This window comes from Hallella bergensis DSM 17361, assembly GCF_000160535.1.
In the GTDB taxonomy this organism is placed as follows: Bacteria; Bacteroidota; Bacteroidia; order Bacteroidales; family Bacteroidaceae; genus Prevotella; species Prevotella bergensis.
In genome coordinates this window covers 812,752-837,447 of sequence record NZ_GG704780.1, presented here as the reverse complement: position 1 = coordinate 837,447, position 24,696 = coordinate 812,752, and the positions used below count along the sequence as shown (strand labels likewise).

Genomic DNA, 24,696 nt, shown 5'->3' with positions numbered 1-24,696 from the left:
CCTGCGTGTTTGTGTTTTTTAAGGAAATAATTTTGTGAGATTTCGTATTTTTCGATAGATTTGTACATAGAACCAACACCATGACAATTGAGTAAATCCGCAATACAAACCCTGTGTCTGCTGCTCGCCGTGCTCTTCATGAACTGTCATGGCCGGGCGCAGTCATTCAAAGAAAAGGAAGACAGAATGAAACAACAAGCTGAACTCTATTTGGCCGGCGGCTGCTTTTGGGGTACCGAACAGTTTTTAAGGCAGATCGACGGCGTGGTTGAAACCGAGGTGGGATATGCCAACGGACGGGGGACAGACCCGACGTATGAGGAGGTGTGCACCGACACGACGGGCTTTGCAGAGACCGTTCGCGTGGTGTATGACCCGCACAGGTTGTCGCTCTCGCTGCTGCTACAGCTCTATTTCCAGACCATCGATCCCACAACGCTGAACCGACAGGGAGGAGATGTGGGTACGCAATACCGTACCGGAATATACTACACCGACGAGGCTGACGTGCCCATGATACGCGGCGAGATGGATAAGCTGCGCAAGCAATACGACAGGGCGGTGATGATCGAGGTGCTGCCGCTGAAGAATTTTTACAGGGCGGAAGACTATCACCAGGATTATTTAGAAAAGAATCCGGGCGGATATTGTCATATTCCGCAGGCGCTGTTTGAGATGGCACGCCAAGCCAACCGTCCCGCGACGGCCGTGAGGAACTATGCAAAAAAGGGGGATGACGAGTTGAGGAAACAGTTGACCGACCTGCAATATGAGGTGACCCAGCACGGGGCTACGGAGCGGCCGTATCAGAATGAATATAACGATGAGTTCCGTCCGGGCATCTACGTGGACGTCACCACCGGTGAACCACTCTTTCTCTCTACCGATAAATTTGAGTCGGGATGCGGGTGGCCGGCCTTCAGCAAGCCCATCGACAGGCATCTGCTGGAAGAAAAGCACGATTCGTCGCACGGGATGCACCGAACCGAGGTGCGCAGTGCCGTGGGGAATGCCCATCTGGGACATGTGTTTGACGATGGTCCCCGGGAAAGTGGCGGACTGCGCTATTGCATCAACAGTGCCTCGTTGCGCTTTGTGCCCAAAGAACAGATGGAACGCGAGGGCTACGGCGACTATATCCGCCTGATCGAACCGCTGCCGAAACATCGCCATTAGCCGGCTGCACCTCGGTGGTCGGGGCGGGTAGGAGGCAACGGAAGGGCGTCGGCTGGGAGCGTGTTGGGCAAGTCTTTGTTTTTTGCACAATCGCTTGTTCCAATGAAAATAAAAAGGTATCTTTGCAATATGAACTTGCAAGATACAAGCAACGTGAAAATGAGCGAAAATGTGATACTTGTCGATGCGGACTATGCCGACTATGTTGCATTTCAGCTCACTGTGCAATTTGAACGCATGTTGGGTCGCGCCATTCCTCCGGCCGACCTCAGTCAGTGGGTGGTGAACGTGGCGCTGGACGGTGGTCTGCGCGGCGACGGCGCACCGCATGAGACCCAGGTGGTGCTCGTGCATGGGCACGACAAACACCGGCTGGAGAATTTCAGGCCCTCGGCCTACGACACCGAACTCAATGCCCAGGCCTTCAAGGATGAGCACCTCGGAGAGTTTCTTGTCAATTCGGTTGCCGTGGGCGAGATGGTGTCGAAGGATGAATACCTGCTCGATGTGATTGGAACCATGGTCGGACACAAGGATGTGAAGCGGCTAATGATTGTTCCCAACGGCGAGGAGGGAAGCATCTACGACGAGATTCGTCACCTGCTGCGCCAGGCGCCCGACGACAAACGCATCACCGTGTTTGCCATGCAGCCCATGGGCGGAGGCAACTTCCGTCAGGAAATCCTGGGTTATTCGCTCATGAGTGCGATGGGAATACGGGGAGAAGAGATCACGAACCAGAAATAATACATAAAAAAAGAGATAAGACGATGAACGATATGCAGAAAGAAAAGGTTGCGGCGAAGACCGCGGCAACGGGAAAGGGGAGAGTGCTGATGATTGGTGCTGGTGGCGTGGCCACGGTTTGCGCCTTCAAGATTGTGCAAAACCAGGATGTTTTCAAGGAGTTGATGATTGCCAGCCGCCGCAAGGAAAAGTGTGACAAGCTGGTGGCAGACATTCATGCCAAGGGCTACAAGATGGACATCCAGACTGCCGGCGTGGATGCCGACGACGTGGAGCAGCTGAAAGAGCTGTTGGGTAGCTATCAGCCCGACCTGGTTATTAACCTTGCGCTGCCCTATCAGGACCTGACTATCATGGAGGCCTGTCTGGCCTGCGGCTGCAACTATCTCGACACGGCCAACTATGAACCCAAGGATGAGGCTCACTTTGAATACAGTTGGCAGTGGGCCTACAAGGACAAGTTTGAGAAGGCTGGACTGACGGCGATCCTCGGTTGCGGTTTCGACCCGGGCGTGTCGCAGGCCTACACTGCGTATGCGGCCAAGCACCACTTTGACGAGATACACTATTTGGACATCGTGGACTGCAATGCCGGCAACCACCACAAGGCCTTTGCCACTAACTTCAATCCCGAAATCAACATCCGTGAGATTACACAAAAGGGTCTGTACTACGAAGACGGCGAATGGATTGAGACCGAACCGCTGGCTGTGCACAAAGACCTCACCTATCCCAACATCGGGCCACGCGACAGCTATCTGATGCATCACGAGGAGTTGGAGAGTCTGGTGAAAAACTATCCCACCATCAAACGCGCGCGCTTCTGGATGACGTTTGGCAAGCCTTACCTCACCTATCTGGACTGTATTCAGAATTTGGGCATGAGCCGTATAGACAAGGTGGAATATGAAGCCGAACTGGCCGACGGGTCGGGCAAGAGCGTGAAGGTGAACATCGTGCCGTTGCAGTTTCTCAAGGCCGTGCTGCCCAACCCGCAGGATCTGGGTGAGAACTACGAGGGCGAGACGTCTATCGGCTGTCGCATACGGGGCATGAAAGACGGTAAGGAGCGCACCTATTATATCTATAACAACTGTAAGCATCAGGATGCCTACAAGGAAACGGGCATGCAGGGTGTGAGCTACACGACGGGTGTGCCGGCGATGGCCGGGGCGATGATGTTCCTCAAGGGACTGTGGAGCAAGCCCGGCGTGTGGAATGTAGAGGACTTCGACCCGGATCCGTTCTTGGAGGTGGTGGGTGCACAGGGACTGCCCTGGCACGAGAAGTTTGATGTGGACCTCGAACTGTAGGAACGTGCTCCGGCAAAACGCTGCCGGGAGGTTTATCGAAGAATATCAAGACAAAACGAATGGTAACAACAGCTCGGCCGAGACTTGTATATGCGACTCGGCGTTCCCCCCTCGCGGGTGGAGACGGGCACATCTATTTATAATAAAAAATGGCAAAATCAGAAGAAGAAGTGGCTGCAGAAAAGCAAGCGAAGAACACAAAGGAAAAGGATGCCAAGCTGAAAGCTTTGCAGGCAGCCATGTCGAAGATAGAGAAAGACTTTGGCAAGGGCGCCATCATGCGCATGGGCGACGAGAATGTGGAGCCCGTGGATGTTATTCCCACCGGCTCAATCGGCCTTGACGTAGCGCTGGGAGTGGGTGGCTATCCCCGTGGTAGGGTGATAGAAATCTATGGCCCGGAATCGTCGGGAAAAACCACATTGGCCATTCACGCCATCGCCGAGGCACAGAAGTTGGGTGGCATAGCTGCATTCATTGATGCAGAGCATGCCTTCGACCGGGTCTACGCACAGCAGCTCGGGGTGGATGTGGACAACCTGTGGATATCGCAACCCGACAATGGCGAGCAGGCCTTGCAGATTGCCGACCAGCTGATCAGCAGCTCGGCAGTAGACATATTGGTCATCGACTCGGTGGCGGCGTTGACTCCAAAAAAGGAAATCGACGGCGAAATGGGCGACTCGATGCTGGGCTTGCAGGCGCGGTTGATGAGTCAGGCACTGCGCAAGCTCACGTCGACCATAGCCAAAACCAATACGTGTTGCATCTTCATCAACCAGTTGCGTGAGAAGATTGGTATGACGTTTGGCCCTACGGAGACCACCACAGGCGGTAATGCGCTGAAGTTCTATGCCTCCGTGAGGTTGGATATACGCAAGTCCACGAGCCTGAAAGATGGCGACAGGGTGTATGGCAACCGCGCCAAGGTGAAGGTGGCGAAGAACAAGGTGGCCCCGCCCTTCCTCCGTGCCGAGTTTGATATCTTGTATGGTCAGGGCATCAACAAGGTGGGCGAGATCCTCGACCTGGGTGTGGAATACGATATTATCAAGAAAAGCGGAAGCTGGTACAGCTATAACGACTCGAAGTTGGCGCAGGGACGTGATGCCTCAATGGCCATTTTGCGCGACAATCCCGAACTCAGTGAGGAGCTTGAAAAGCTGATCATGGATGCCATCAAGGAGAAGTCGGAGAAATAAGTCCGTTACTCGGTAGTTCCTGCTCTCCCGAATCAGGAGAGCGGGAACGGCTAATTCCTCGTCCAGAACGACGGGGTGAGAATCACAATAACAGTGAATATTTCCAAACGCCCAACGAGCATCATGGTGGAGCACATCCACTTGGCGAAGTCGGGCAAGTGATTCCATGCCATCGTCGGTCCGATTTCGACACCCAGCGTCGGCCCAACGTTGCCCATACAACTCAGGCAAATGGTGATGGCGTTGGTGTTATCGATGCCTGCGGCAATCATGACGAAGGCTACAACCAGCAGCAAAAGCAGATAGGTGATGAGGAAAGCCAACAGCGAAACACGCTGAGCGTTGGTCACATTGACACCACTCACCTTGAGCGGAAGCACGGCATTGGGGTGCAATCTTTGCCGCAATTCGTTCCGAATGATTTTAGCCAGCATCACCGCACGGACGGATTTCAGTCCGCCACTGGTGCTGCCGGAACACGCACCAATGAACATACACACAGACAAAACCACCCACGTGACGTGTGGCCACTGGCCTGCGTCGTCGTTGAAAAGCCCTGTGGTGGTGATGAACGATACAACCTGGAACAAGCCGGAACGAAAAGCGTGCTCGATGTCATAGTGATTGCGCAGCATCAGTTCCGCCATGATGAAGGCGGTGAAACCAAGAATGACAAGACAGTAGAACTGGAATTCCGAGTCCCGCCACAGTTCCTTGAACTTGAACTTGGCTGCGGAGAAATACAGTAACGTGAAGTTTACGCCCGACAAAAAGCAGAAAAACGTGGTGGTGTATTCTATGGCGGGGGAGTTGAAGAACTCCGTACTGTTGTTGTGAATGGAGAATCCACCCGTGGCCGACGAGGTCATGGCATAATTAATACCTTGAAACCAGTCCATGCCAAAGAACATGTAGCTGCCCATGCAGGAAAAGGTGATGAACAGATAAACCATCCAAATCCAGCGGGCTCCCATCGATAGTTTGGGGTGGAGCTTAGTCTTGACGGGGCCTGTGGCTTCGGCTGCAAACACCCTGGTGCTCCCGCCAACGAGCGACGGCAGCAGGGCCACGGTGAAGAACACGATTCCCAGCCCGCCGATCCACTGTGTGAGCGAGCGCCAGAAAAGTATGCCATGGGGCAGTGCCTCCACGTTGTCGATGATGGTTGCACCCGTTGTCGTGAACCCAGACATCGTTTCAAAAAAAGCATCTGTGAAGCTGTGGAGGTAGCCGCCAATGAGGAAGGGCTGTGTGCCGAAAATGGAGAACGTCACCCACGCCAGTGTTACGACAAGGAATGAGTCGCGTCGCGAGAGTCGGTTTTCTGCGTTGCGCCCTGCATATCTTAGCAGGATCGCGCCCAACAGGGTGATGATGACCGAGATAGCGAATGCCAAGCTGTCGTCTTCCTCGAAATACAGCGCCATGCCTAAGCACGAAAGCATCAGGGCAACCTCTATGAAGAGCAGCGAACCCAGAATCTTGTATATGATGCGAAAGTTAATCACTAATTAAAAAGTTTTTCGATATTCTTCAAGTTGAGGTCGTGGCAGAACACCACAACCGAATCACCGGCCTCTATTTTCGTGTTTCCTGAAACGAGCATACCTTCTCCGTTTCGCACGATTCCCCCAATGGTTATGGATGCGGGAAGTTTGAGATCCTTGACCGGTTTCTTGGTTATTTTGGAGCCTTCCTTCGGGATAAACTCGGCCACATCGGCGTTGACCGACATCAGGAATGTGACGTTCATCACTTCGGCATCAAGCATGAGTTGGTAGATACGGCTGGCGGCAATGGCTTTCTTGTTGATGATGGTTCCGATGTCAAGACTCTCGGCCATACTCACATAGTCAATATTCTCGATCATGGCCACCGTCTTCCTCACTCCCAGCCGCTTGGCTGTGAGACAGGCCAGGATGTTCGCCTCAGAGCTTCCCGTCAGCGCCACGAAAGCCTGCGTGTTTCTTATCCCCTCGTCCGTTAGCTGCGAGATGTCGCGGGCATCGCCGTGAATGACGAGCGTGTTGCTGTCGAGAATCTGGTTCAGTTCCTCACAGCGGTCGGGGTCTATCTCGATCACCTTGGCATCCATATATTTGGGCAGGCTTTGCAATGCCCTCACTGCAGTGACCCCGCCTCCCATGAACATCACATCCTTGACATCCACATAGGTTTCCTTGCCCACAATCTTGCGGACATAGGGTACATAGTCGCGGGTAGTCATGAAGTAGGCCAGGTCGAAGCACTCGAGCTCGTCGTTACCACCTGGGATAATCGTGTCGTTGCCACGCTTGATGGCCACGATATGATAGGGATCGGTCGGACCGCATATCTCCCGCAGCGGTCGGTTCAGCACCCCGCAGTTTTCCCGCAGCTTGATGCCGAGCATGACGAGTGCGCCACCATGCACGTCCCATCGCTGCCTCACCCACGACATTTTCAGTCCGTTGATGATGTCGCGGGCAGCAAGTATCTCCGGATAAATCAGCTCGTCCACGCCCAGCTCCATATACATCTGATGCACAGCCGGCTCCATGTATTCGGCATGGTTCACCTGAGCCACCGTCTTCTTGGCTTTAAGCGCATGAGCTATGATACAACTGTTGATGTTCTCGTCTTCGCTCGGGGTGAGGGCGATGAAGAGATCAGCACTGCCTGTGCCGGCTTCTTTCAGCGTCTTGACGCTTGTGGGCGAGCCGTGAACCGTGAGCAGATCATAATCGGAGCCGATCTTCGCCAACCGATCCTCGTCCTCGTCGATAATGGTCAGGTCATCTTTGTTGCGCGATAGCAAACGAGCCAGATATGTGCCTATGCCATAGGCACCTGTGATGATAATCTTCATATCTGATGTTATGATTTCATGAGTTGTAAAATTTCTTCCTTAATGGATTCGGCATCAATCCTACATTTCTTATATAGCTGTTGCACGGTGCCATGCTCCACAAACTCCGAGTCTGGCAGGCCAAGCCTCACCACTCTCGGCGTGTAGCTGTGGTCGTCCATCCATTCGAGCACAGCCGACCCCATGCCTCCGTTGCGCACCCCATCCTCGATGGTGATGATGCGCTTGAAGCGCTGTCCCACTTCGTGCAAGAGTTTGTTGTCCAAGGGTTTGAGAAACCTTAGGTCATAGTGGGCTACCGAAAAGCCTGCCTGCCTGATGGCCTCTTGTGCCTGATAGGCTATGGGGCCGAGGGTCAGTATAGCCAGATCCTCGCCATCTGTTAGCCTGCGCCCCGTTCCCACTTCGATTTCCTCCAACTTGCAATGCCAGTCTCTCAGCGCGCCTCTGCCCCGGGGATAGCGAATGACAAACGTGCCCTTGCCGGGAAGCTGAGCGGTGTACATCAGCTTGCGCAACTCGTGCTCGTTCATGGGCGAGGCAATGGTGAGGTTGGGAATGGGACGGAGGGCGGCCAGGTCGAATGCGCCGTGGTGGGTTGAGCCGTCTTCGCCCACGAGTCCGGCACGATCCAGACACATCACCACCGGCAGGTTGAGTATGGCCAGATCGTGGATAATGTTGTCGTACGCACGCTGCGAAAACGAACTGTAAATATTACAGAAGGGCATGAGTCCGTCCTTGGCCATGCCGCCGGAGAATGTCACGGCGTGCCCCTCGGCTATGCCCACGTCGAACGTGCGGTCGGGCATCTCTTTCATCATGATGTTCATCGAGCATCCCGAGGGCATGGCGGGTGTCACCCCGACAATCCTCGGATTCTGCCTGGCAAGTTCCAGTAGCGTCTTGCCGAACACTTCTTGGAATTTCGGAGGCTCGTTGCTGGTGTCCGAAATGATGCGCTCACCCGTCTTGGGGTCGAACTTTCCGGGGGCATGCCACACCGTGGCCGCCTTTTCAGCCGGTTCATATCCCTTACCCTTCGTGGTGTGCAGATGCAGGAGCTTGGGGCCTTTCATGTCTTTAATCTGCCTGAGTATCCTCACCGTTTCGCGCACGTCATGCCCGTCGAACGGCCCGAAGTATCGGATATTCATACCCTCAAACACATTCTGCTGCTGGCTGATGGCACTCTTGATGGCATTGTTCAGGCGTATGATGCCCTTGCGTCGCTTGTCGCTGAGATAGCCTTTCGATCGCAGCCACTGCGAGGCCTTGAAGCGAATCTTGTTGTAGGTCTCGTTGGTGTCGAGGTTCAGCAGATATTGCTCCATGCCGCCGACTGCCCGGTCGATCGACATGTCGTTGTCGTTGAGAATGATCAGCAGGTCGTTGGGAGTCGAACTGGCATTGTTGAGTCCTTCGAAGGCCAGTCCCCCGCTCATCGACCCGTCTCCGATCACAGCCACCACATGCCGATCCTCGTGCCCGGTTTTCTTGGCTGCCACAGCCATGCCGAGCGCTGCGGAGATGCTGTTGGAGGCATGCCCGCAGGTGAAGGTGTCGTATTCGCTTTCCAATGGGGTGGGAAAGGGGCGTATGCCGTCCAGCTTTCTGTTTGTGGAAAACTGGTCGCGTCGCCCGGTCAATAATTTGTGGCCGTAGGCCTGATGCCCAACATCCCACACGATGCGGTCCTCGGGCGTGTCGAAAACGTAGTGCAAGGCTACCGTAATCTCCACAACGCCCAGGCTCGATGCAAAGTGTCCGGGGTTGACCGACACCTCATCGATGATGTCCTGGCGGAGTTCTTTGCATACCTCCGGCAGCTGGTCGATGCTCAGCTTCCTAAGGTCGGCGGGATATTTGATTTGGCTTAACAGTTCGAATTTCTCTTGATCCATTGATATTCTGTTGGAATAACCTTGCAAAGTTAGTGTTTTATTTCGGTAGATGCAAAGAGAATCATCATTTCCTCGCGTTGCACTTCATATTGTCCAACCTCTTTTTGCCCTCCGTTCAGCATTCTGACCAGCAGGAGACGGATGGGCGAGGGACGTTCCCAACCTCTCGGCTTCTATGCTGCTCGCAGCTTCCTGATGCTCAAAACGGTTGTGCCGTACGGAGTAGTTTGTCAATAAAACTTTACTCTAATCGTGTTGAGATTTGCGGAGTAACCAGAAGAAAATGCGCCATGTTTGCGACGGAAATATTCGGTCGGCACGGCGCAAATTCTGATGCGGCACGGCGGTTGAGGCTTAACGGCTGCTCGGTTAGGCTTTCGCGACGCTGCGGCAACGGCGTAGTCGTCGTGCGAATCGGCCTTAACCGTCGTGCCGTTCACGGTGCAACCGCGGACGACTAAATCCTGCCGCTAAGGGTTACTCTGCTAAATGGCTGATTATGAACAAACTACGAATTACGCGAATTTCTCTAATTTTCGACTGAAGGTCAGTCTCTTTTCAAATACGCCCAGCATTTCAGGACTTTTGTCAATAATTTTATCGATATTTGACCGCCACCTCAAGGCCTTGTCAGTGGGCGCACGGTCATGTCGCGCAACAGTGGTGTGGCAGTTTGCCGGGCATCAAGTCACGTTTTGTCTTTGATAATTATATCTTGCAAATATGCAATATTAGCTTGTCTTTATGTTTTTATCGTTCAATATTTTTGTTATCTTTGCATGATCAAACTTTGATTTTATCAACCATTAACACCTATTTATGAACAATAGAACACTTGTGTTATTCCTTTATGCAGCCGTTTGCTGCGCACTTTCGGCACAGACCCGCGACGGTGGCATATCGCCGGAGATGCTCCACCAAATCGAGAGTGGCCAAAGTCGGAACTCTGCTTATAAGGCTTTGGCCAACGCCATTGCATCCAATAAGATAGATGACTTGGCAAAGAACTATAAGAATCTGGGACAGATAGACACCTATTTCAGTGTGGAGACACCCAAGCAAAGCATTCACGACCAGCAAAGTTCGGGACGTTGCTGGATGTTCTCGGGCTTTAATGTGCTTCGTGCCAATTTTGCCAAGAAGCATCAGGATACGCTGAAGGTGGAGTTTTCGCAAGCTTATCTCTTCTTCTACGACCAGCTGGAGAAAGCCAACCTCATGTTGCAGGGCGTGATAGACTGTGCCAAAAAGCCTATGGATGATGCCCGCGTGCGCTTCTTTTTTCAGCATCCCATCGGCGACGGAGGCACCTTCTGCGGTGTGGCCGACCTGGCCGACAAGTACGGACTTGTGCCCATGAGCGTGATGCCCGAGACGTTTTCGGCCGACAACACGTCGCAAATGCGCAGCTTGCTCGCTTCGAAGTTGCGTGAGTTTGGTCTCGAGTTACGCCAAATGGTGAACGATGGCAAGAAGGCTGACGTCATCAAAAAGCGCAAGACGGAGATGCTCGGCACGGTATACCATATACTTACGCTGACCATCGGCGAGCCTGTGAAGGAGTTTACATACGCTTTCCGCGACAAAAACGGGAAATCCGTAGCCCCGGCCAAGACCTATACACCACTGGAATTTTACAGGGAAACGGTCGGAGGACCTATCACAGGATCGTTTATCATGGTGATGAACGACCCCCGGCGACCCTACCACAAGACCTATGAGGTGGAGCTGGACCGACACACCTACGATGGGCAGAACTGGAAATACCTCAACCTGCCCATGGACGAGATTGCCCAGATAGCCATTGCCTCGTTGAAGGATGGGCACAAGATGTACTCCAGCTATGATGTCGGCAAGCAGCTCGACCGCAAGCGCGGCTACTTAGACATCGAGAATTATGACTATTCATCGCTTTTGGGAACCGAGTTTGGCATGGACAAAGCCCAACGCATCATGACGTTCGACAGCGGTTCCACTCATGCCATGACACTCACGGCGGTGGATCTCGACGCTGAAGGCAACCCCCTGAAATGGAAAGTGGAGAACAGTTGGGGCGCGAACTATGGGCAGAATGGTTGCCTCATCATGACTAATCGCTGGTTCAACGAATATATGTTCAGGCTCGTGGTGAACAAAAAATATGTTTCCGGGAAGCTCTTGGAGCAATTCAATCAAAAGCCTGTCATGGTGATACCCGAAGATCCTCTCTTCCAGGGCGACAACATGTGATGTACCTGATCACATTCTTATTATCCGTTTTCACGGTTGTGGAGCTCAATTGTGAGAATCTGTTTGACACCGTCGACGACAGCCTGAAGCAGGACGAGGAGTTTCTGCCTGGCTCAGGCCGTCATTGGACCCCCTATCGGTACTGGGTTAAGCAGAACCGCATAGGACAGGAAATCCTGTCGTGCGGGATGCTTGATTCCATGGAGGTTATACCCGATTTGGTTGCCCTGACGGAGGTGGAGAACGACTCCGTGGTCCACGATCTTACCAAGCGGTCGCTCCTGAAAAACGCCGGTTATGAGTATGTCGTGACCGATAGCCCCGATCAGCGTGGCATAGACGTGGCTCTGCTTTATCTGCCCAGCTCGTTTCGCCTGCTCAGTTCCCGTTCTATCCGCATCCCCCCGTTTCGCCATTTCCGTCCCACGCGCGACATTCTCTGTGCCTCGGGGGCGACAGCCTCGGGCGACACCCTGCACGTGTTTGTGGTTCATGCGCCCAGTAGGTCGGCCGGTGAGAAGGCCACGCGCCCCTATCGCATGCATGTTGCCCGGCAGTTGTACGGGGCAATCGACTCCCTTCGGGCCTTGTATGCGCAGCCCGGAATTATCGTTATGGGCGATTTCAACGACTATACCGGCAACGCTTCCATACAGTTCTTGCTGTCCGGAGGGCTGAGGGATGTATCGGCTGAGGCACGGGGAGGCCATGGCGCCAAGGGTACCTATCGGTATCACAGTGATTGGGGCAGTCTCGATCATATTCTCTGCGACGAGCACACGGCAGCCTGCGTGGTGAAATGCAGCATCAACGACGCACCGTTTTTGCTTGAGAATGAACAGAAATATGGAGGCGTGAAACCCCGCCGCACCTATCTGGGGCCGAGGTATCTGGGTGGTTTCAGCGATCATCTGCCGCTGGTTGCCGTGTTCGACTTGGGGAAAAGGCAAGAGGTTGGGAAGTAAGGCTCGGAACAATGCTGCTCCGCAGGTCTTACATCCCAACCTCGTGCTGTTGCTGTAAAAGTTTGGTTACTTGTGCTCCTTGTAATATTTCAGTCCTGTCCGCACGTTCTTGACGAGCGCATTGCTCGAGAGGGTGGCACCGCTCACGGCATCTACGCTCATTTTCTCGGCTTTGGTTACGGTTTTTCCCGTAAAGCTGTTGAGCACCGCCTTGGCTTTGGCAAAATATTTTGGGGTCTCCTGATTTCTCAGGGCTTCCACCTTGACAATTCTGTTTTTCTCGATGTAGATTTTCACTGGGGTCGCACTCTTGTATCCCCTGACCTTCGTGGTCAGTGTAGTGGTGTTCACCACGGTTGTGGCTCCGTTCTTGGTCATTACACTGTCGGCCGGAACTGCACTGATGAAGAATGCAATGGCCAGGGCTGCAACAATGGGTCTGATCATGTTTTTCTTACGCATGAGTTTTATATTTGATTTGGAATTTTTCATAAAGTGGTGTAAAGTTAGCCAAAGTTCAACAAAAAAAGGAGTTTGTATTCCTTTTTAACCTTTATCTCTTGCCTTTTAATGTTTAAAACTTTACTTTTGCCGCCAAATATAAAATACGATGGCAGTAAGGATACGTCACAACAGTTTGATGCGCCTTGTTTTTGGCAGTTTGCTTTTTATTGTGCTCCCGGGGCTGCTGTTCTTGGCTTTGTGGCCCTTGTTGGGGTGGAAGATCGCCTTGTCGGTGCCCGTGCTGGTTTGGTTGGTGGTGCTCTATGGCTTCTTCTTTGGCTGGCGCCACATCGTTGTGCGCAGCGCCACTTGCGAGTCGCCGTTGCTGCCGGCATCTTTTGATGGCTATCGGGTGCTGCAGCTGTCCGATATTCATATCGGCACCTTTCTCCGCAACCGTGGATTTGTCGACAAGCTGGTGCGGATAGTTAATGCACAGGAACCCGACCTCATTGTTTTTACAGGCGACCTGGTGAATGTGAGTGCCGAGGAGGTGATTCCCTTCCAGCATATTCTGAAACAGATGCGTGCACGCGACGGGGTCTATTCCATTATGGGAAATCACGACTATTGCGAGTACGGCGACGACAAGAGCATCGGCAACGTGACCCGCAACCAGAACATATTGAAATATCTTGAGGAGAAAATGGGTTGGCGGTTGCTCATGAACGAGCACGTGAGGATCGGCAACGGCTGCGGCGACGAAATAGCCGTCATTGGTGTGGAGAATATCAGTCGGCCGCCGTTTCCTGATTATGGAGACCTACGGAAAGCCGTTGCGGGGTTGCCTGCGGGCATGTTCAAGATTTTGCTCAGTCACGACCCGAGCCATTGGCGGCGTGGTGTGCTTCACGAAACCGATATTGCCCTGACCCTGTCCGGCCATACGCATGCCGGACAGGTGCGCATCGGGAAATTTTCCCCGGCGCGCTGGGCTTACAACGAATGGGGTGGCAAATATGTGGAAAACGATTCCATGCTCTATGTGTCGCTCGGCGTTGGAGGTACAGTGCCCTTCCGCCTGGGCGCCTGGCCTGAGGTGAATGTCATTACGCTCAGAACCAGAGAGTAGGGCAGGGAATCGGAATCCGTCACCCCGGAAAATACAGCATTTACAAGGTCTGGAGATTATACCAGCGTGGCCACGATATCCTCGCGCGTGCCGGGTAGCATGTCGATCACGGGAATCTCGGGCATGGTGTAGCATCCCGGCTGCAGGCGCATGGAGGCGCGAGCCACGTTGACGAGCACCTGTGCGGTGAGTGCGGGGTTGTTGATGCTCATGTTGAACTCCATGCGTTGGTTGGGAGTCTTGCCGCTTACGCCCTTGCGCACCAGGTTCACGCCGTGTCCCATATCTTGCACGTCTTTCACGTTGGCTACGGCAAACACATGGGTTTCGTCGTGGGCGAAATAGGGGTCGGCTTTGATTTCGGCGGTCACATTCTCCAGTTTGGCACCATCTTCCAGCTCCACATAAACCATGCGGCGGTGGATGCCCTCACCCAGCGGAATGGTTACCGAGAGTGCATCTTTCACGCCCTTCTTGCCACGCACGCAAACACTGTGTCCCATCGACATGCCCGGGCCGAAGTTGGTATAGGTCAAGCCCTTGGGTGCAAGGCTCTGCATCAGCACGCGCACGATGGAGTCGGATCCCGGATCCCATCCGGCCGAGATGACACTCACGCGCCCGGCCTTCTTGCAGTGCTCCATCTGACGGGTGCGATAGTCGAGAATGGACGTGTGGATATCGAAGCTGTCCACCGTGTTGATGCCCATGGCGACAATTTTTTCGGCCTGCTCGGGGCATAAGCGAGTGGGTAGAGCGAGGATGGCCACATCCACGTCCTTGAGTTTAGTGATGTCGTTCACCACCTCGTAAGGAGTTAGTTCAAGCGGTTTGTTCTCATTACCCTGACGGCGTACAATGCCTACAATCTCGAAATCGGGTGCTGCTTCCAATGCCTCGATGGCATATCGCCCGATGTTTCCATAGCCCACAACGGCGGCTCTAATCTTTTTCATCTTTCCTACATGTTTAATTTTACAATAATTCCTGCTTGCAAAATTACATTTTTCTGCTGAAAACGGATAAATCACGTGCGATTATATTCTAAAAAAAATGTAATGCCCATCGGTTGGCTTGAAAGTTTCGCTCGCATGAGAACCGATAGAAACAAAAAAAGGAGTTGCATGACTGCAACTCCTCGATTTCGAATGTAGCGGGACCGGGCTACGATCCCGGGACCTCCGGATTATGAATCCGACGCTCTAACCAACTGAGCTATCCCGCCCTCATGATGAAAGTGTCATCACCTCGAAAGCGTGTGCAAAGGTAGAACATTATTCTTTTATTTCCAAATTTTTCATGTGTTTTGTTGAGATTTAATGAAAAATACTTATATTTGTGGTCATATCATCATATGAGACGATTATCTTTGCGAAGTTATATAACAAAAGTTTAAATGAGAAAGGTTAAGATTTCCATAGAGCGCCCATTGCGCTCCCGCTCCGAATCAATTATATGGAAGCTGATATCCACCCCTTCCGGCCTGAGCCGATGGATTGCGGAACAAGTAACGCAAGAGGGAAACTCACTGGTGTTCACGTGGGGAAAGCCGGGTCAGGTCTATGAAACCAGATGGGCACGCATCCTGGATGTCGAGAAAAACGCTGCCATCAGGTTTCTTTGGGAAGACGAGGACGATCCGGAGGCCTATACGGAGATTGCCATGGTTAAGCTTGACGTAACCGACGAGATTGCCCTGTGTATCACCGATTTCTCTGATCCTGACGACATCGAGAGCATGACTTATATGTGGAATCATGATCTCGACAGACTGCAGAACAAGATGGGTATTTAATATAAAGGTGTTTTATTGTTGACACACGCCTTGCTTTTGCGACGGCAGTCTTCATGCCGGAAAGTCTGCCGCAAGTATAAAAAAAGCAAAACAGACACTTTCTTGATAATTTTACATTACCTTTGCACCCAAATCAATCCCGCGTGTGCAGAGGGAGGACGAAGTGTCCTGTACCAAGATTTATGAACTTCCGCATTAAGAAACTCGACATATTCATTACCCGTCAGTTTGGGCTTTTGTTCTTGGGAACTTTTTTCATCTGCCAGTTTGTGCTGATGATGCAGTTCCTATGGAGATTTGTAGACGATCTCATTGGCAAGGGATTGTCCATGGAAATTTTGGCTCAGTTCTTCTGGTACATGGCTTTGATGCTTGTGCCCCAGGCTTTTCCCCTGGCCATCCTTCTCAGTTCGCTCATCACATTCGGTAATCTTGGCGAGAGTTCAGAGCTTACAGCCATCAAGGCTGCGGGCATCTCCCTGATGCAATCGTTTCGATCGCTGATTCTCATCACGATGATCATCTGTCTCGGCTCATTCTATTTCCAAAACAACATCGGCCCCATGGCCAACATGAAGCTTGCCCAACTGCTCTTCTCCATGAAGCAGAAGAGTCCGGAACTGGAAATACCCGAAGGTGTGTTCTATGACGGTATTCCCAACACCAACCTCTATGTTCAGAAGAAAGACGTCAAGACCGGCAAGCTCTACGGTATCATGATTTACCGCATGACGCAGAGCTACGAGGATGCTGCCATCATCTTGGCAGATTCGGGCATGCTTCAATCTACTGCCGACAAGAAGCACCTGCTGCTCAGTTTATGGAGTGGCGAATGGTTTGAGAACATGCAGAATCAGCAGTTGGCTGGTAGTGCGGCGGTGCCCTACCGACGGGAGACCTTTGTGAGCAAGCAGATCGTGATCGACTTCGACGGCGACTTCAACATGACCGATGCCGCCGCGCTCTCGAATAATGCCCGAGGCAAGAGCCTGGCACAGATCAGAAACGATATCGACTCCTTGAACCACACGTACGATAGCATTGGGCGATCGTTCTACGATGATGTCCGACAGATATACTATGCCACCCCCAAGTTGTCCAAACGCGACTCCATCGCGGCTGTGAAAAAAGGTATGGCCCAGGCTTTCGACCTTGACAAACAGTTTGATAAGAAAAAGACCGACAAAAAGCGACAGATCATTACTGATGCATTGGGACGCGTGCAGGGAGAAGTCAGCGACTTGGAGTTCAAGAGTTTGATAACCAGAGACAATGAGCGCGTTATCCGTCAGCACGAGATCGAAGCCATCAACAAGTTTACGTTGGCTCTGCAATGCCTCATCTTCTTCTTTATCGGTGCTCCCCTTGGAGCCATCATCCGCAAGGGTGGACTGGGCGTTCCGGTCATCGTGTCGGTGCTGGTGTTTATCGTGTACTATATTCTCGACAACTCCGGCTATCGAATGGCCCGGCTCGGCGTATGGGCCGTATGGTTCGGCAGGGGCCTTGCTCCGGCCTTGCTCACTCCCGTTGCCGCATTTGTCACCTATAAGGCTTATAACGACTCGGTGGTGTTTAATGCCGATGTCTGGCGCAATGCCATCATGCGCTTGCTTGGGTTGCGCACCAAACGGCATGTCAACTGGAAAGAAGTGATTATCAACGAACCCGACTACGCGGCAGACAATGCCATGCTGCTCAGCATCAACGATGCCGTCACCACCTACGCGCACGATCACAGCCTTGTGTCGCCACCTAATATCATTCGCGTGTTCTTCAAATATCAACCCGACCATGAGATTGAGCGCATCAACGGGGAACTGGAGCGCGTGATAGACGATCTGTCGAATACGCGCGACAAGCAGGTGATGCACCTCATCAATCAGTATCCCATCCTTTCGGTCAAGGCACACACCAGACCTTTTGAGCGCAAGTGGCTCAACATTCTCTCGGCTCTCATCGTGCCGCTCGGCTTGTTTTTCTATCTCCGCATGTGGCGCTATCGCCTGCGTCTGCTCCGTGATCTTCGCACCATCAAGACCACCAGCACCAGCCTTGTAAGCTATATCGAGAAACATATTCTCGCAGAACAACATACATTAAAAAAATAACCCCAATATCAATATGACAGATTTCAAGATGAGCAGCGTGGAAGACGCTGTAAACGATTTTAAGCAAGGAAAGTTTGTTATCGTTGTCGACGATGAGGATCGTGAGAACGAGGGCGACCTGATTATAGCTGCAGAAAAGATTACACCCGAGAAGGTGAACTTCATGCTCAAACATGCGCGTGGTGTGCTCTGCGCTCCCATCACCCTGTCGAGGGCGGCCGAACTCGACCTGCCCCACCAGGTGTCGGACAATACCTCTGTGCTGGGCACGCCCTTCACCGTGACCGTGGACAAGCTCGAGGGCTGCACCACGGGCGTTTCGGCTCACGACCGCGCGGAAACCATCCGGGCTTTGGCCGACCCAGCCTCGAGGCCGGAGACCTTTGGCCGCCCCGGGCATATCAATCCGCTCTATGCCCAAGATAACGGTGTGCTGCGCCGTTCCGGACATACCGAGGCTGCCATTGACCTCTGTAGGTTGGCTGGACTCCGCCCCGTTGGTGCATTGATGGAAATCATGAACGATGACGGCTCCATGGCTCGTCTGCCCGAATTGCAGCAGAGAGCCAAGGAATGGGATATGAAGATCATATCCATCAAGGATATTATCGCTTACCGACTGCAGCGCGAGACCATCATCGAGGTGGGCGAGGAGGTCGATATGCCCACGCTCTATGGTCACTTCCGCCTCATCCCCTTCCGCCAGAACAGCAATGGACTCGAACACTTCGCCATCACCAAAGGCGAATGGGAGCCTGACGAACCTATCCTCGTCCGCGTGCATTCTTCATGTGCCACGGGCGATATTCTGGGCAGCCAGCGGTGCGACTGCGGCGAACAGCTGCACAAGTCAATGCAGATGATTGAGCAAGAGGGCAAAGGCGTGCTGGTGTACATGCAGCAGGAAGGGCGTGGCATCGGACTGATGAACAAGATTGCAGCCTACAAACTCCAGGAGCAGGGGCTGGACACGGTTGATGCCAACGTGCACTTAGGGTTCAAGCCCGACGAGCGCGATTACGGTTGCGGAGCACAGATGTTGCGCCATTTGGGTGTGCACAAGATGCGACTCATGACCAACAACCCCACCAAGCGCGTGGGACTCGAAGCCTACGGACTGCAAATCGTGGAGAATATTCCCATCGAGGTGATGCCCACCAAATACGACGTGAAATACCTGCGCACCAAGCGCGACCGCATGGGGCATGACTTACATTTGTAAGTAAGCCCCAGCGCATGCCCGACAACACCCTTTGCTGACCCTTTTTTGCCTTGGGAACGTTTTATCCCAAGGCAGCTGTGAGGCCGGCCATGACAATGCTCACCATGGACATGAGTTTGATGAGGATGTTGAGAGAAGGGCCGGAGGTGTCTTTGAACGGATCGCCAACCGTGTCCCCAACGATGGTGGCCTTGTGCCCGTCAGAGCCTTTGCCGCCATAGTTTCCTTCCTCGACATATTTCTTGGCATTATCCCATGCTCCACCGGCATTGGCCATGAAGATGGCAAGGGTAAAGCCGGCTGCCAATCCACCAACTAACAGACCCAGTACACCGGCCACACCGAGTACAACCCCGATAACGATGGGGATGGCAATGGCAAGCAGCGACGGGAATATCATCTCGTGCTGTGCACTCAAGGTTGAAATCTCCACACACCGGCCGTAGTCAGGCGTGCCTTTACCATCGAGAATACCCTTGATCTCGCGGAACTGACGCCGCACCTCTTCTACCATTTTTTCTGCCGCACGCCCAACAGCCCCCATCGTGAGACCACAGAACAGGAATGCTGCCATGGCACCCACAAAGGCTCCCACGAGCACCTTGGGATTCATGAGGTTAACCTGGAAGTAGTTCATAAAGTCGGGAATGGTGGCATTGGCCGCGTCGATGGTTTCGCCGGCCACATTGGTCATCGTGTCGCCCACGCGGTGCATGGCAATCTTCACCTCTTCTATATAAGATGCCAAGAGCGCCAGTGCCGTCAGGGCTGCCGACCCAATGGCAAAGCCCTTGCCTGTGGCTGCCGTAGTGTTTCCGAGGGCATCGAGCGCATCGGTGCGCTGGCGCACTTCGCTGCCCAGTTCGCACATTTCTGCGTTGCCACCCGCATTGTCTGCTATGGGACCGTAAGCATCGGTGGCCAACGTGATGCCCAGTGTGGATAGCATGCCCACGGCAGCAATACCGATGCCATATAGTCCGATTTGTATGCTTTGCGCACTCATGCTCATGTCAAACCCATTGGCACAGAGATAGCTCAGCATGATGGCCACCGAAATGGTGAGTACAGGCACACAGGTGGAAATCATTCCCGTGCCGATTCCTTTAATGATAACGGTGGCGGCTCCTGTCTTCGAAGCCTCGGAGATTTCGCGCGTGGGCTTGTAGCTTTGCGATGTGTAATATTCGGTAGCTTGTCCGATGATCACGCCGGCAGCAAGACCGCTGATTACGGAAAAGCTGATACCAACCCAATTTTCTATTTGTAGCCAATAGAGTATTAAAAATGTAGAGATGGCGATCAGCACAGCGGCCGTGTTGGTACCAACGCCCAACGCGCGCAGCAGGTCCTTCATCGTTGCATCCTCCTTGGTTCGCACCATATATATGCCCAGCAGGCTCAGGAACACGCCGACAGCAGCGATGAGCATGGGGGCTATGACCGCGCGCATCTGCATGTCGCCGGCCGATGCGGCAAAGGCCGTGGCACCGAGGGCCGCTGTACTGAGTATGGAGCCGCAATAGCTTTCGTAAAGGTCGGCTCCCATTCCGGCCACGTCGCCCACATTGTCGCCCACGTTGTCGGCTATGGTAGCCGGATTTCGCGGGTCGTCTTCTGGAATGTTGGCTTCCACCTTACCCACAAGGTCGGCTCCCACGTCGGCAGCCTTGGTGTAGATTCCTCCACCCACACGTGCAAACAAAGCCTGTGTGGACGCACCCATTCCGAAGGTAAGCATGGTTGTGGTCACCGTGATCAGTGCGGTGTTGTCGCCATGGTAGAAGTGGGTGAGGATCAGAAACCATATCGCAATATCAAGGAGGCCCAGTCCCACAACGACAAGGCCCATGACAGCACCCGAGCGGAAGGCAATCCTCAATCCTTGGTTCAGGCTCTTGCGTGCGGCATTCGCGGTGCGCGCGCTGGCATATGTAGCGGTCTTCATGCCAAAGAACCCTGCCAGGCCACTGAAGAAACCCCCGGTGAGGAATGCAAAGGGCACCCACGGGTTCTGCACGTTGAAGCCGTATGCCATGACGGCAAAGATGATGGCCAGAACGATGAAAACAATCAGCACGACCTTGTACTGCTGTTTCAGATAGGCCATCGCACCTCGTCTCACAAACTCAGCAATTTCAATCATGCGAGGAGTGCCCTCGTCTTCTTTCATCATGCTGCGAAAAAAATACCAAGCCATTCCCAATGCACACACGGAAGCAATGGGGATAATCCAGAATACTGAAGGGATATTTTCCATAAAGGGTTAAGTTTAGATAAGTTAGAGTTTCTGCGGCAAATATAGGTTATTTTTCGTTAAGGTGGTGCATTTGGGGGAAGAAAATTAATAAATAAGGCTATTTTTAATAGAAGAGTGAAGAGTGAAGAATGAATAGTTAAGAATCAACGCGCCAGCTTAATTGTGAATTGAAAATTGTGAATTGTTAATTGCAACCGCGCAGCTTAATTGTGAATTTTGAATTATGACTTTTGAATTGCAACCGCGCAGCCTAATTGTGAATTGAAAATTGTGAATTGTGAATTGTTTTGACAAATGTCCTTTTATATTTCGCTGATTTGAAAACAATAACCCCTATGACCAAAAAATTCGTAAAATTTGCGTAATTCGTAGTTTGTTATTAATCAACCGTTTGGCAGAGTAATCCTTCGCAGTATGATTTTGTCGTCCGCGGTTACACCGTGAACGGCACGGCGGTTAAGGCCCATTCGCATGACGACTACGCTGTCGCCGCAGTGCCGCGAAAGCCAAACCGCGCAGCCGTTAGGCCTCAATCGCCGTGCCGCATCAGAAATTGCGCCGTGGCGAACCGAAATTCCCGTCCAAAACATGGCGCATTTTCTTCTGGTTGCTCCGCAAATCCCAACACGATTAAAGTGAAGTTTTATTGACAGACGGCTCCTTTAGGCACAACCTTCTTAACAGCAAGCAGTACTTGCAAACATATAGCACCGTCACCCCTTAAACCATAAAGGCTGGCAAGACTTCTCCTTAACTATGATAAAAGAACGTCAGTTTATTTAATAAAGCGGGGAGCAAGGTCACTAAAAGAGGTGTGCCTTTCAACGTAACTACACACCTCTCTCATTAAAGGAGACATACTGGGAAATGGAAAGGTAATTTAACTAATGCAATATTAACATCCTCAATAAGAAGGCATTGCACCTGATTTTGTACATACAAAAGCACTGGTATCAACAGCCTTCCTATGAGCTTCTTCCAAACAATCTCCCTTAAGCAGGGAAGCGACAAAAGCACCAGTGAAACTGTCTCCAGCTCCGACTGTATCTACAACGTGCACCTTTGGAGTCGAACGATATAGTACTTCGTTCGAAGTAATGATATAACTTCCGTTAGTACCACAAGTCAGCACTACCATTTGTAAGTTATAATCGTGGATAACACCTTGAGTCACTGCGATTTGATGTTCTTCCAGCCTACTATTCCTTGAGGAATCCTGGTCATAACCGAGCATAGGTGCAATGAGTTCAAGCTCCTCATCGTTGATTTTGAGGATATCGCTCTTTTTAAGTGAGTTCTCAATCAGTTGCTTGGTATAGAACTGCTGTCTGATGTTGATATCGAATATTCTCAGACAATCATTTGGAACCGAATCTAAGAACTTTTCAATGGTATTTCTTGACTCGTCTTCCCTTTGGGCCAACGAACCAAAACAAACGGCCTTGCAGTTCTTTGCAACTTCAATAATCTCTGTAGTAAGTGGTATATGGTCCCATGCGACATTCCTTTTTATCTCATACAATGGTATCCCAGCTGCATCAACTGTTACCTGAACCGTTCCGGTAGGGAATTCTACACGAGGCATAATATAATCCAACTGCTTTGATTTGAAACATTGGAGCGTCTCATCGCCAAGTGTATCGTTACCGACAGCACTAATGGCAATGGCATCAAAGCCTGTCTGAGCAACATGGTAGGCAAAATTGGCCGGAGCTCCACCTAATTTCCTTTCTGTGGGCAAGACATCCCATAGAGCCTCTCCCAAACCGACAACATATCTTTTCATCTTATTTATTTTTATTATTTGCTAACTTCACAATACCAGCACCATTGGTCTGGATATAGGCGTCACCTTTATAGAAATCCATATCTTCCATCTCATAATCCAACTGACCACTGTAGTCAAGAACATCGACAAGGGTCTTGTTACGTAAATCCCATACATAGACAACACTTGGTTCTGTTTTAGTACCAAATCCCGTTGGCATAATAAGACAATCATCATACACACAAGCACCCTGCCCGACGACACGAGCAGGATAACGCCCATCATGCTGCTGAATGGTATAACACTCGATTGCATCAGATGACCTGAGGTGTACCTCCTTTCCTCTTTCCAGTCGGGGCAAAGGGAAGATAATGATACGGAGTTCATTATTAGGATCCTTATTAGACTTCGTATTACCAAAGCCAATAAGGTGACGATTCTTCCTGTCTACAGTCCACTGAAGGGCATAGCCAAAAAGATGTGCGATATCATCAAAATGTATCGTCTGAACAGTATTACTGCTACCATCGAGATTCAAACGCTCGACATAACAGTAGTCTTTCTTTCCATTCACAGGCTTCTTATAAGCCTGTGAGACATAAAGCAATGGGAGAGCATCACTATTAGAGAATTTCTCACAACCAAAAGCTGCCGCATTGGCATGATTGCAACTATTATAGCAGCCCAAAGGGAATACGTCTGTAAGTTTCCTCATAGAAGGTAGTTGATAAATGGTTGCGAGCCCCCGATTCTGGAGACTTACAAGATAATTTCCGTCAATAGCCATGCCCTGAAAAGTCTGAGTCGAATCCTTTACCAAAGGGGCAACTGTATTCAACTGCCATTGGGATAAATCAAGAGTAGAAGGATAAATGAGTCGAGAGAGTTCCCTCTTGGACTTTTGAAGCTGACTCATGAATGCATCATCTGCATGTAAACGAGCAACGATTGCACTGGCAGCAAGGCGAGCTGCCTCCACATCGCTTTCATAATGATAGCCTTCTATAACTCGGCTTTCACCATACTGATACCCACGCTCCAGGATCTGAGACTGGCGGTCAGGGCGCAACTCTGCAAGGACCAAAGCTGATGCCCATCCACGAGCAGAATGGCCGGAAGGATAAGATCCAGTATGACGAAGCTCCTCTTCCTGGTCGGGACACCCCGTATGCTCATTAAACTGCACATAAGGACGCTTGCGCATATAGCGACGTTTAGCTGCGGCGACACCAAACTCAGCGTCTACACAAACCCTGCACATCAATGAATAGGTCTCAGGAGTAGTTGAAGGAGTAATAGCCATACCAAATGCCCGCGTATATCCCTTAAGGATGGAATCTGCTTGCCAATAAGTATCGAAATCAGCCTGACGCCCACGAGGTGTAGAACGCTGTGCCTTGCCCCATTGGTACTTATGAAAATCGACTAGATAAGCGATACTGGAAGTATCAGGAGGAGCAGGTAGGTAAAAGGATGCATCAGGAGCCTGTCGTGCCTTGAGGAAAGAAGGGGAGTCTTCCTGAGCCTGGGCACTGTATGTAGTGAGAATCGCGAGAGATAAAAGAACTATATGTTTCATT

General features: G+C 51.8%; 18 protein-coding genes and 1 tRNA gene. 10 read left to right on the top strand and 9 right to left on the bottom strand.

Translation table 11 applies throughout. From position 1 onward, the window contains the following. The first annotated feature begins 138 nt into the window (after positions 1–138). The 4 genes from msrB (at position 139) to recA (ending at position 4,438) form a co-directional block, all read left to right on the top strand. Positions 139–1,176: a peptide-methionine (R)-S-oxide reductase MsrB gene (gene msrB / locus HMPREF0645_RS03190; RefSeq protein WP_007173409.1), complete on the top strand. Its 1,038-nt coding sequence runs from the start codon at positions 139–141 to the stop codon at positions 1,174–1,176. Positions 1,177–1,305: 129 nt separating this feature from the next. Next, positions 1,306–1,923: a DUF6621 family protein gene (locus tag HMPREF0645_RS03185; RefSeq protein WP_044123160.1), complete on the top strand. Its 618-nt coding sequence runs from the start codon at positions 1,306–1,308 to the stop codon at positions 1,921–1,923. 89 nt (positions 1,924–2,012) lie between these two features. After that, positions 2,013–3,236, top strand: a complete 1,224-nt coding sequence (locus tag HMPREF0645_RS03180) for a saccharopine dehydrogenase family protein (RefSeq protein WP_211205375.1) — start codon at positions 2,013–2,015, stop codon at positions 3,234–3,236. A gap of 149 nt (positions 3,237–3,385) precedes the next feature. Further along, positions 3,386–4,438 carry a recombinase RecA gene (gene recA, locus HMPREF0645_RS03175; RefSeq protein ID WP_007173405.1) on the top strand — a complete coding sequence of 351 codons (1,053 nt, stop codon included), beginning with the start codon at positions 3,386–3,388 and terminating at the stop codon, positions 4,436–4,438. 50 nt (positions 4,439–4,488) lie between these two features. On the opposite strand, the gene HMPREF0645_RS03170 is transcribed toward recA, so the two are convergent. Genes HMPREF0645_RS03170 through dxs form a run of 3 tightly spaced genes read right to left on the bottom strand, consistent with a single transcriptional unit; the run spans position 4,489 to position 9,190 of the window. Continuing rightward, positions 4,489–5,946, bottom strand: coding sequence for a TrkH family potassium uptake protein (locus tag HMPREF0645_RS03170; RefSeq protein ID WP_007173404.1), 1,458 nt, complete (start codon positions 5,944–5,946; stop codon positions 4,489–4,491). Further along, positions 5,946–7,286 (bottom strand): Trk system potassium transporter TrkA, encoded by a 1,341-nt coding sequence (gene trkA / locus HMPREF0645_RS03165; protein WP_007173403.1) that lies wholly within the window; start codon positions 7,284–7,286, stop codon positions 5,946–5,948. Before trkA ends, HMPREF0645_RS03170 begins: the two co-directional genes overlap by 1 nt. Before the next feature lie 8 nt (positions 7,287–7,294). Further along, entirely contained in the window at positions 7,295–9,190 is a 1,896-nt protein-coding gene (gene dxs, locus HMPREF0645_RS03160) for a 1-deoxy-D-xylulose-5-phosphate synthase (RefSeq protein ID WP_007173402.1), read from the bottom strand. A gap of 819 nt (positions 9,191–10,009) precedes the next feature. Between dxs and HMPREF0645_RS03155 the strand changes: the two genes are divergently transcribed. Together HMPREF0645_RS03155 and HMPREF0645_RS03150 are read left to right on the top strand one after the other, a co-directional pair. Continuing rightward, entirely contained in the window at positions 10,010–11,419 is a 1,410-nt protein-coding gene (locus HMPREF0645_RS03155) for a C1 family peptidase (protein WP_007173401.1), read from the top strand. Further along, positions 11,419–12,384: an endonuclease/exonuclease/phosphatase family protein gene (locus HMPREF0645_RS03150; RefSeq protein WP_007173400.1), complete on the top strand. Its 966-nt coding sequence runs from the start codon at positions 11,419–11,421 to the stop codon at positions 12,382–12,384. Before HMPREF0645_RS03155 ends, HMPREF0645_RS03150 begins: the two co-directional genes overlap by 1 nt. A gap of 66 nt (positions 12,385–12,450) precedes the next feature. Here HMPREF0645_RS03150 and HMPREF0645_RS03145 read toward each other — a convergent pair whose 3' ends face one another. Beyond that, positions 12,451–12,876, bottom strand: coding sequence for an FMN-binding protein (locus HMPREF0645_RS03145; RefSeq protein ID WP_007173399.1), 426 nt, complete (start codon positions 12,874–12,876; stop codon positions 12,451–12,453). Positions 12,877–12,994: 118 nt separating this feature from the next. On the opposite strand from HMPREF0645_RS03145, the gene HMPREF0645_RS03140 reads away from it, so the two are divergent. Continuing rightward, on the top strand, positions 12,995–13,960 hold the full coding sequence (locus HMPREF0645_RS03140; protein WP_044123159.1) for a metallophosphoesterase: 966 nt from the start codon (positions 12,995–12,997) through the stop codon (positions 13,958–13,960). A 56-nt stretch (positions 13,961–14,016) separates the two neighbouring features. On the opposite strand, the gene HMPREF0645_RS03135 is transcribed toward HMPREF0645_RS03140, so the two are convergent. Both HMPREF0645_RS03135 and HMPREF0645_RS03130 read right to left on the bottom strand, forming a co-directional pair. Then, a complete protein-coding gene (locus HMPREF0645_RS03135) occupies positions 14,017–14,916 on the bottom strand; it encodes a diaminopimelate dehydrogenase (protein WP_007173397.1) in 900 nt (299 codons plus the stop codon). 195 nt (positions 14,917–15,111) lie between these two features. Continuing rightward, positions 15,112–15,185: transfer RNA gene (locus HMPREF0645_RS03130), tRNA-Met, on the bottom strand. A 171-nt stretch (positions 15,186–15,356) separates the two neighbouring features. On the opposite strand from HMPREF0645_RS03130, the gene HMPREF0645_RS03125 reads away from it, so the two are divergent. From HMPREF0645_RS03125 to HMPREF0645_RS03115, 3 genes are all read left to right on the top strand, one after another. Further along, positions 15,357–15,755 (top strand): START-like domain-containing protein, encoded by a 399-nt coding sequence (locus tag HMPREF0645_RS03125; protein WP_007173396.1) that lies wholly within the window; start codon positions 15,357–15,359, stop codon positions 15,753–15,755. A 182-nt stretch (positions 15,756–15,937) separates the two neighbouring features. Further along, positions 15,938–17,866: an LptF/LptG family permease gene (locus HMPREF0645_RS03120; protein WP_007173395.1), complete on the top strand. Its 1,929-nt coding sequence runs from the start codon at positions 15,938–15,940 to the stop codon at positions 17,864–17,866. Between the two features lie 13 nt (positions 17,867–17,879). After that, positions 17,880–19,088 (top strand): bifunctional 3,4-dihydroxy-2-butanone-4-phosphate synthase/GTP cyclohydrolase II, encoded by a 1,209-nt coding sequence (locus HMPREF0645_RS03115; RefSeq protein ID WP_007173394.1) that lies wholly within the window; start codon positions 17,880–17,882, stop codon positions 19,086–19,088. 61 nt (positions 19,089–19,149) lie between these two features. On the opposite strand, the gene HMPREF0645_RS03110 is transcribed toward HMPREF0645_RS03115, so the two are convergent. The 3 genes from HMPREF0645_RS03110 to HMPREF0645_RS13240 all read right to left on the bottom strand — a co-directional run bounded on the left by HMPREF0645_RS03110 (position 19,150) and on the right by HMPREF0645_RS13240 (position 24,695). Then, positions 19,150–21,348, bottom strand: coding sequence for a sodium-translocating pyrophosphatase (locus tag HMPREF0645_RS03110; protein ID WP_007173393.1), 2,199 nt, complete (start codon positions 21,346–21,348; stop codon positions 19,150–19,152). A 904-nt stretch (positions 21,349–22,252) separates the two neighbouring features. Next, complete coding sequence (locus HMPREF0645_RS03105) at positions 22,253–23,134, bottom strand: carbohydrate kinase family protein (protein WP_007173392.1); 882 nt, start codon at positions 23,132–23,134, stop codon at positions 22,253–22,255. A 1-nt stretch (position 23,135) separates the two neighbouring features. Further along, positions 23,136–24,695, bottom strand: a complete 1,560-nt coding sequence (locus tag HMPREF0645_RS13240) for an acid phosphatase (RefSeq protein ID WP_007173391.1) — start codon at positions 24,693–24,695, stop codon at positions 23,136–23,138. Position 24,696 lies beyond the last annotated feature (1 nt).

Bases quoted from the DNA above. Each gene is read 5' to 3' on its own strand.
- msrB (WP_007173409.1), top strand. From the start codon at position 139: ATGAACTGTCATGGCCGGGCGCAGTCATTCAAAGAAAAGGAAGACAGA.
- HMPREF0645_RS03185 (WP_044123160.1), top strand. From the start codon at position 1,306: ATGAACTTGCAAGATACAAGCAACGTGAAAATGAGCGAAAATGTGATA.
- HMPREF0645_RS03180 (WP_211205375.1), top strand. From the start codon at position 2,013: ATGATTGGTGCTGGTGGCGTGGCCACGGTTTGCGCCTTCAAGATTGTG.
- recA (WP_007173405.1), top strand. From the start codon at position 3,386: ATGGCAAAATCAGAAGAAGAAGTGGCTGCAGAAAAGCAAGCGAAGAAC.
- trkA (WP_007173403.1), bottom strand. From the start codon at position 7,286: ATGAAGATTATCATCACAGGTGCCTATGGCATAGGCACATATCTGGCT.
- dxs (WP_007173402.1), bottom strand. From the start codon at position 9,190: ATGGATCAAGAGAAATTCGAACTGTTAAGCCAAATCAAATATCCCGCC.
- HMPREF0645_RS03155 (WP_007173401.1), top strand. From the start codon at position 10,010: ATGAACAATAGAACACTTGTGTTATTCCTTTATGCAGCCGTTTGCTGC.
- HMPREF0645_RS03150 (WP_007173400.1), top strand. From the start codon at position 11,419: ATGTACCTGATCACATTCTTATTATCCGTTTTCACGGTTGTGGAGCTC.
- HMPREF0645_RS03145 (WP_007173399.1), bottom strand. From the start codon at position 12,876: ATGAAAAATTCCAAATCAAATATAAAACTCATGCGTAAGAAAAACATG.
- HMPREF0645_RS03140 (WP_044123159.1), top strand. From the start codon at position 12,995: ATGGCAGTAAGGATACGTCACAACAGTTTGATGCGCCTTGTTTTTGGC.
- HMPREF0645_RS03135 (WP_007173397.1), bottom strand. From the start codon at position 14,916: ATGAAAAAGATTAGAGCCGCCGTTGTGGGCTATGGAAACATCGGGCGA.
- HMPREF0645_RS03125 (WP_007173396.1), top strand. From the start codon at position 15,357: ATGAGAAAGGTTAAGATTTCCATAGAGCGCCCATTGCGCTCCCGCTCC.
- HMPREF0645_RS03120 (WP_007173395.1), top strand. From the start codon at position 15,938: ATGAACTTCCGCATTAAGAAACTCGACATATTCATTACCCGTCAGTTT.
- HMPREF0645_RS03115 (WP_007173394.1), top strand. From the start codon at position 17,880: ATGACAGATTTCAAGATGAGCAGCGTGGAAGACGCTGTAAACGATTTT.
- HMPREF0645_RS03110 (WP_007173393.1), bottom strand. From the start codon at position 21,348: ATGGAAAATATCCCTTCAGTATTCTGGATTATCCCCATTGCTTCCGTG.
- HMPREF0645_RS03105 (WP_007173392.1), bottom strand. From the start codon at position 23,134: ATGAAAAGATATGTTGTCGGTTTGGGAGAGGCTCTATGGGATGTCTTG.
- HMPREF0645_RS13240 (WP_007173391.1), bottom strand. From the start codon at position 24,695: ATGAAACATATAGTTCTTTTATCTCTCGCGATTCTCACTACATACAGT.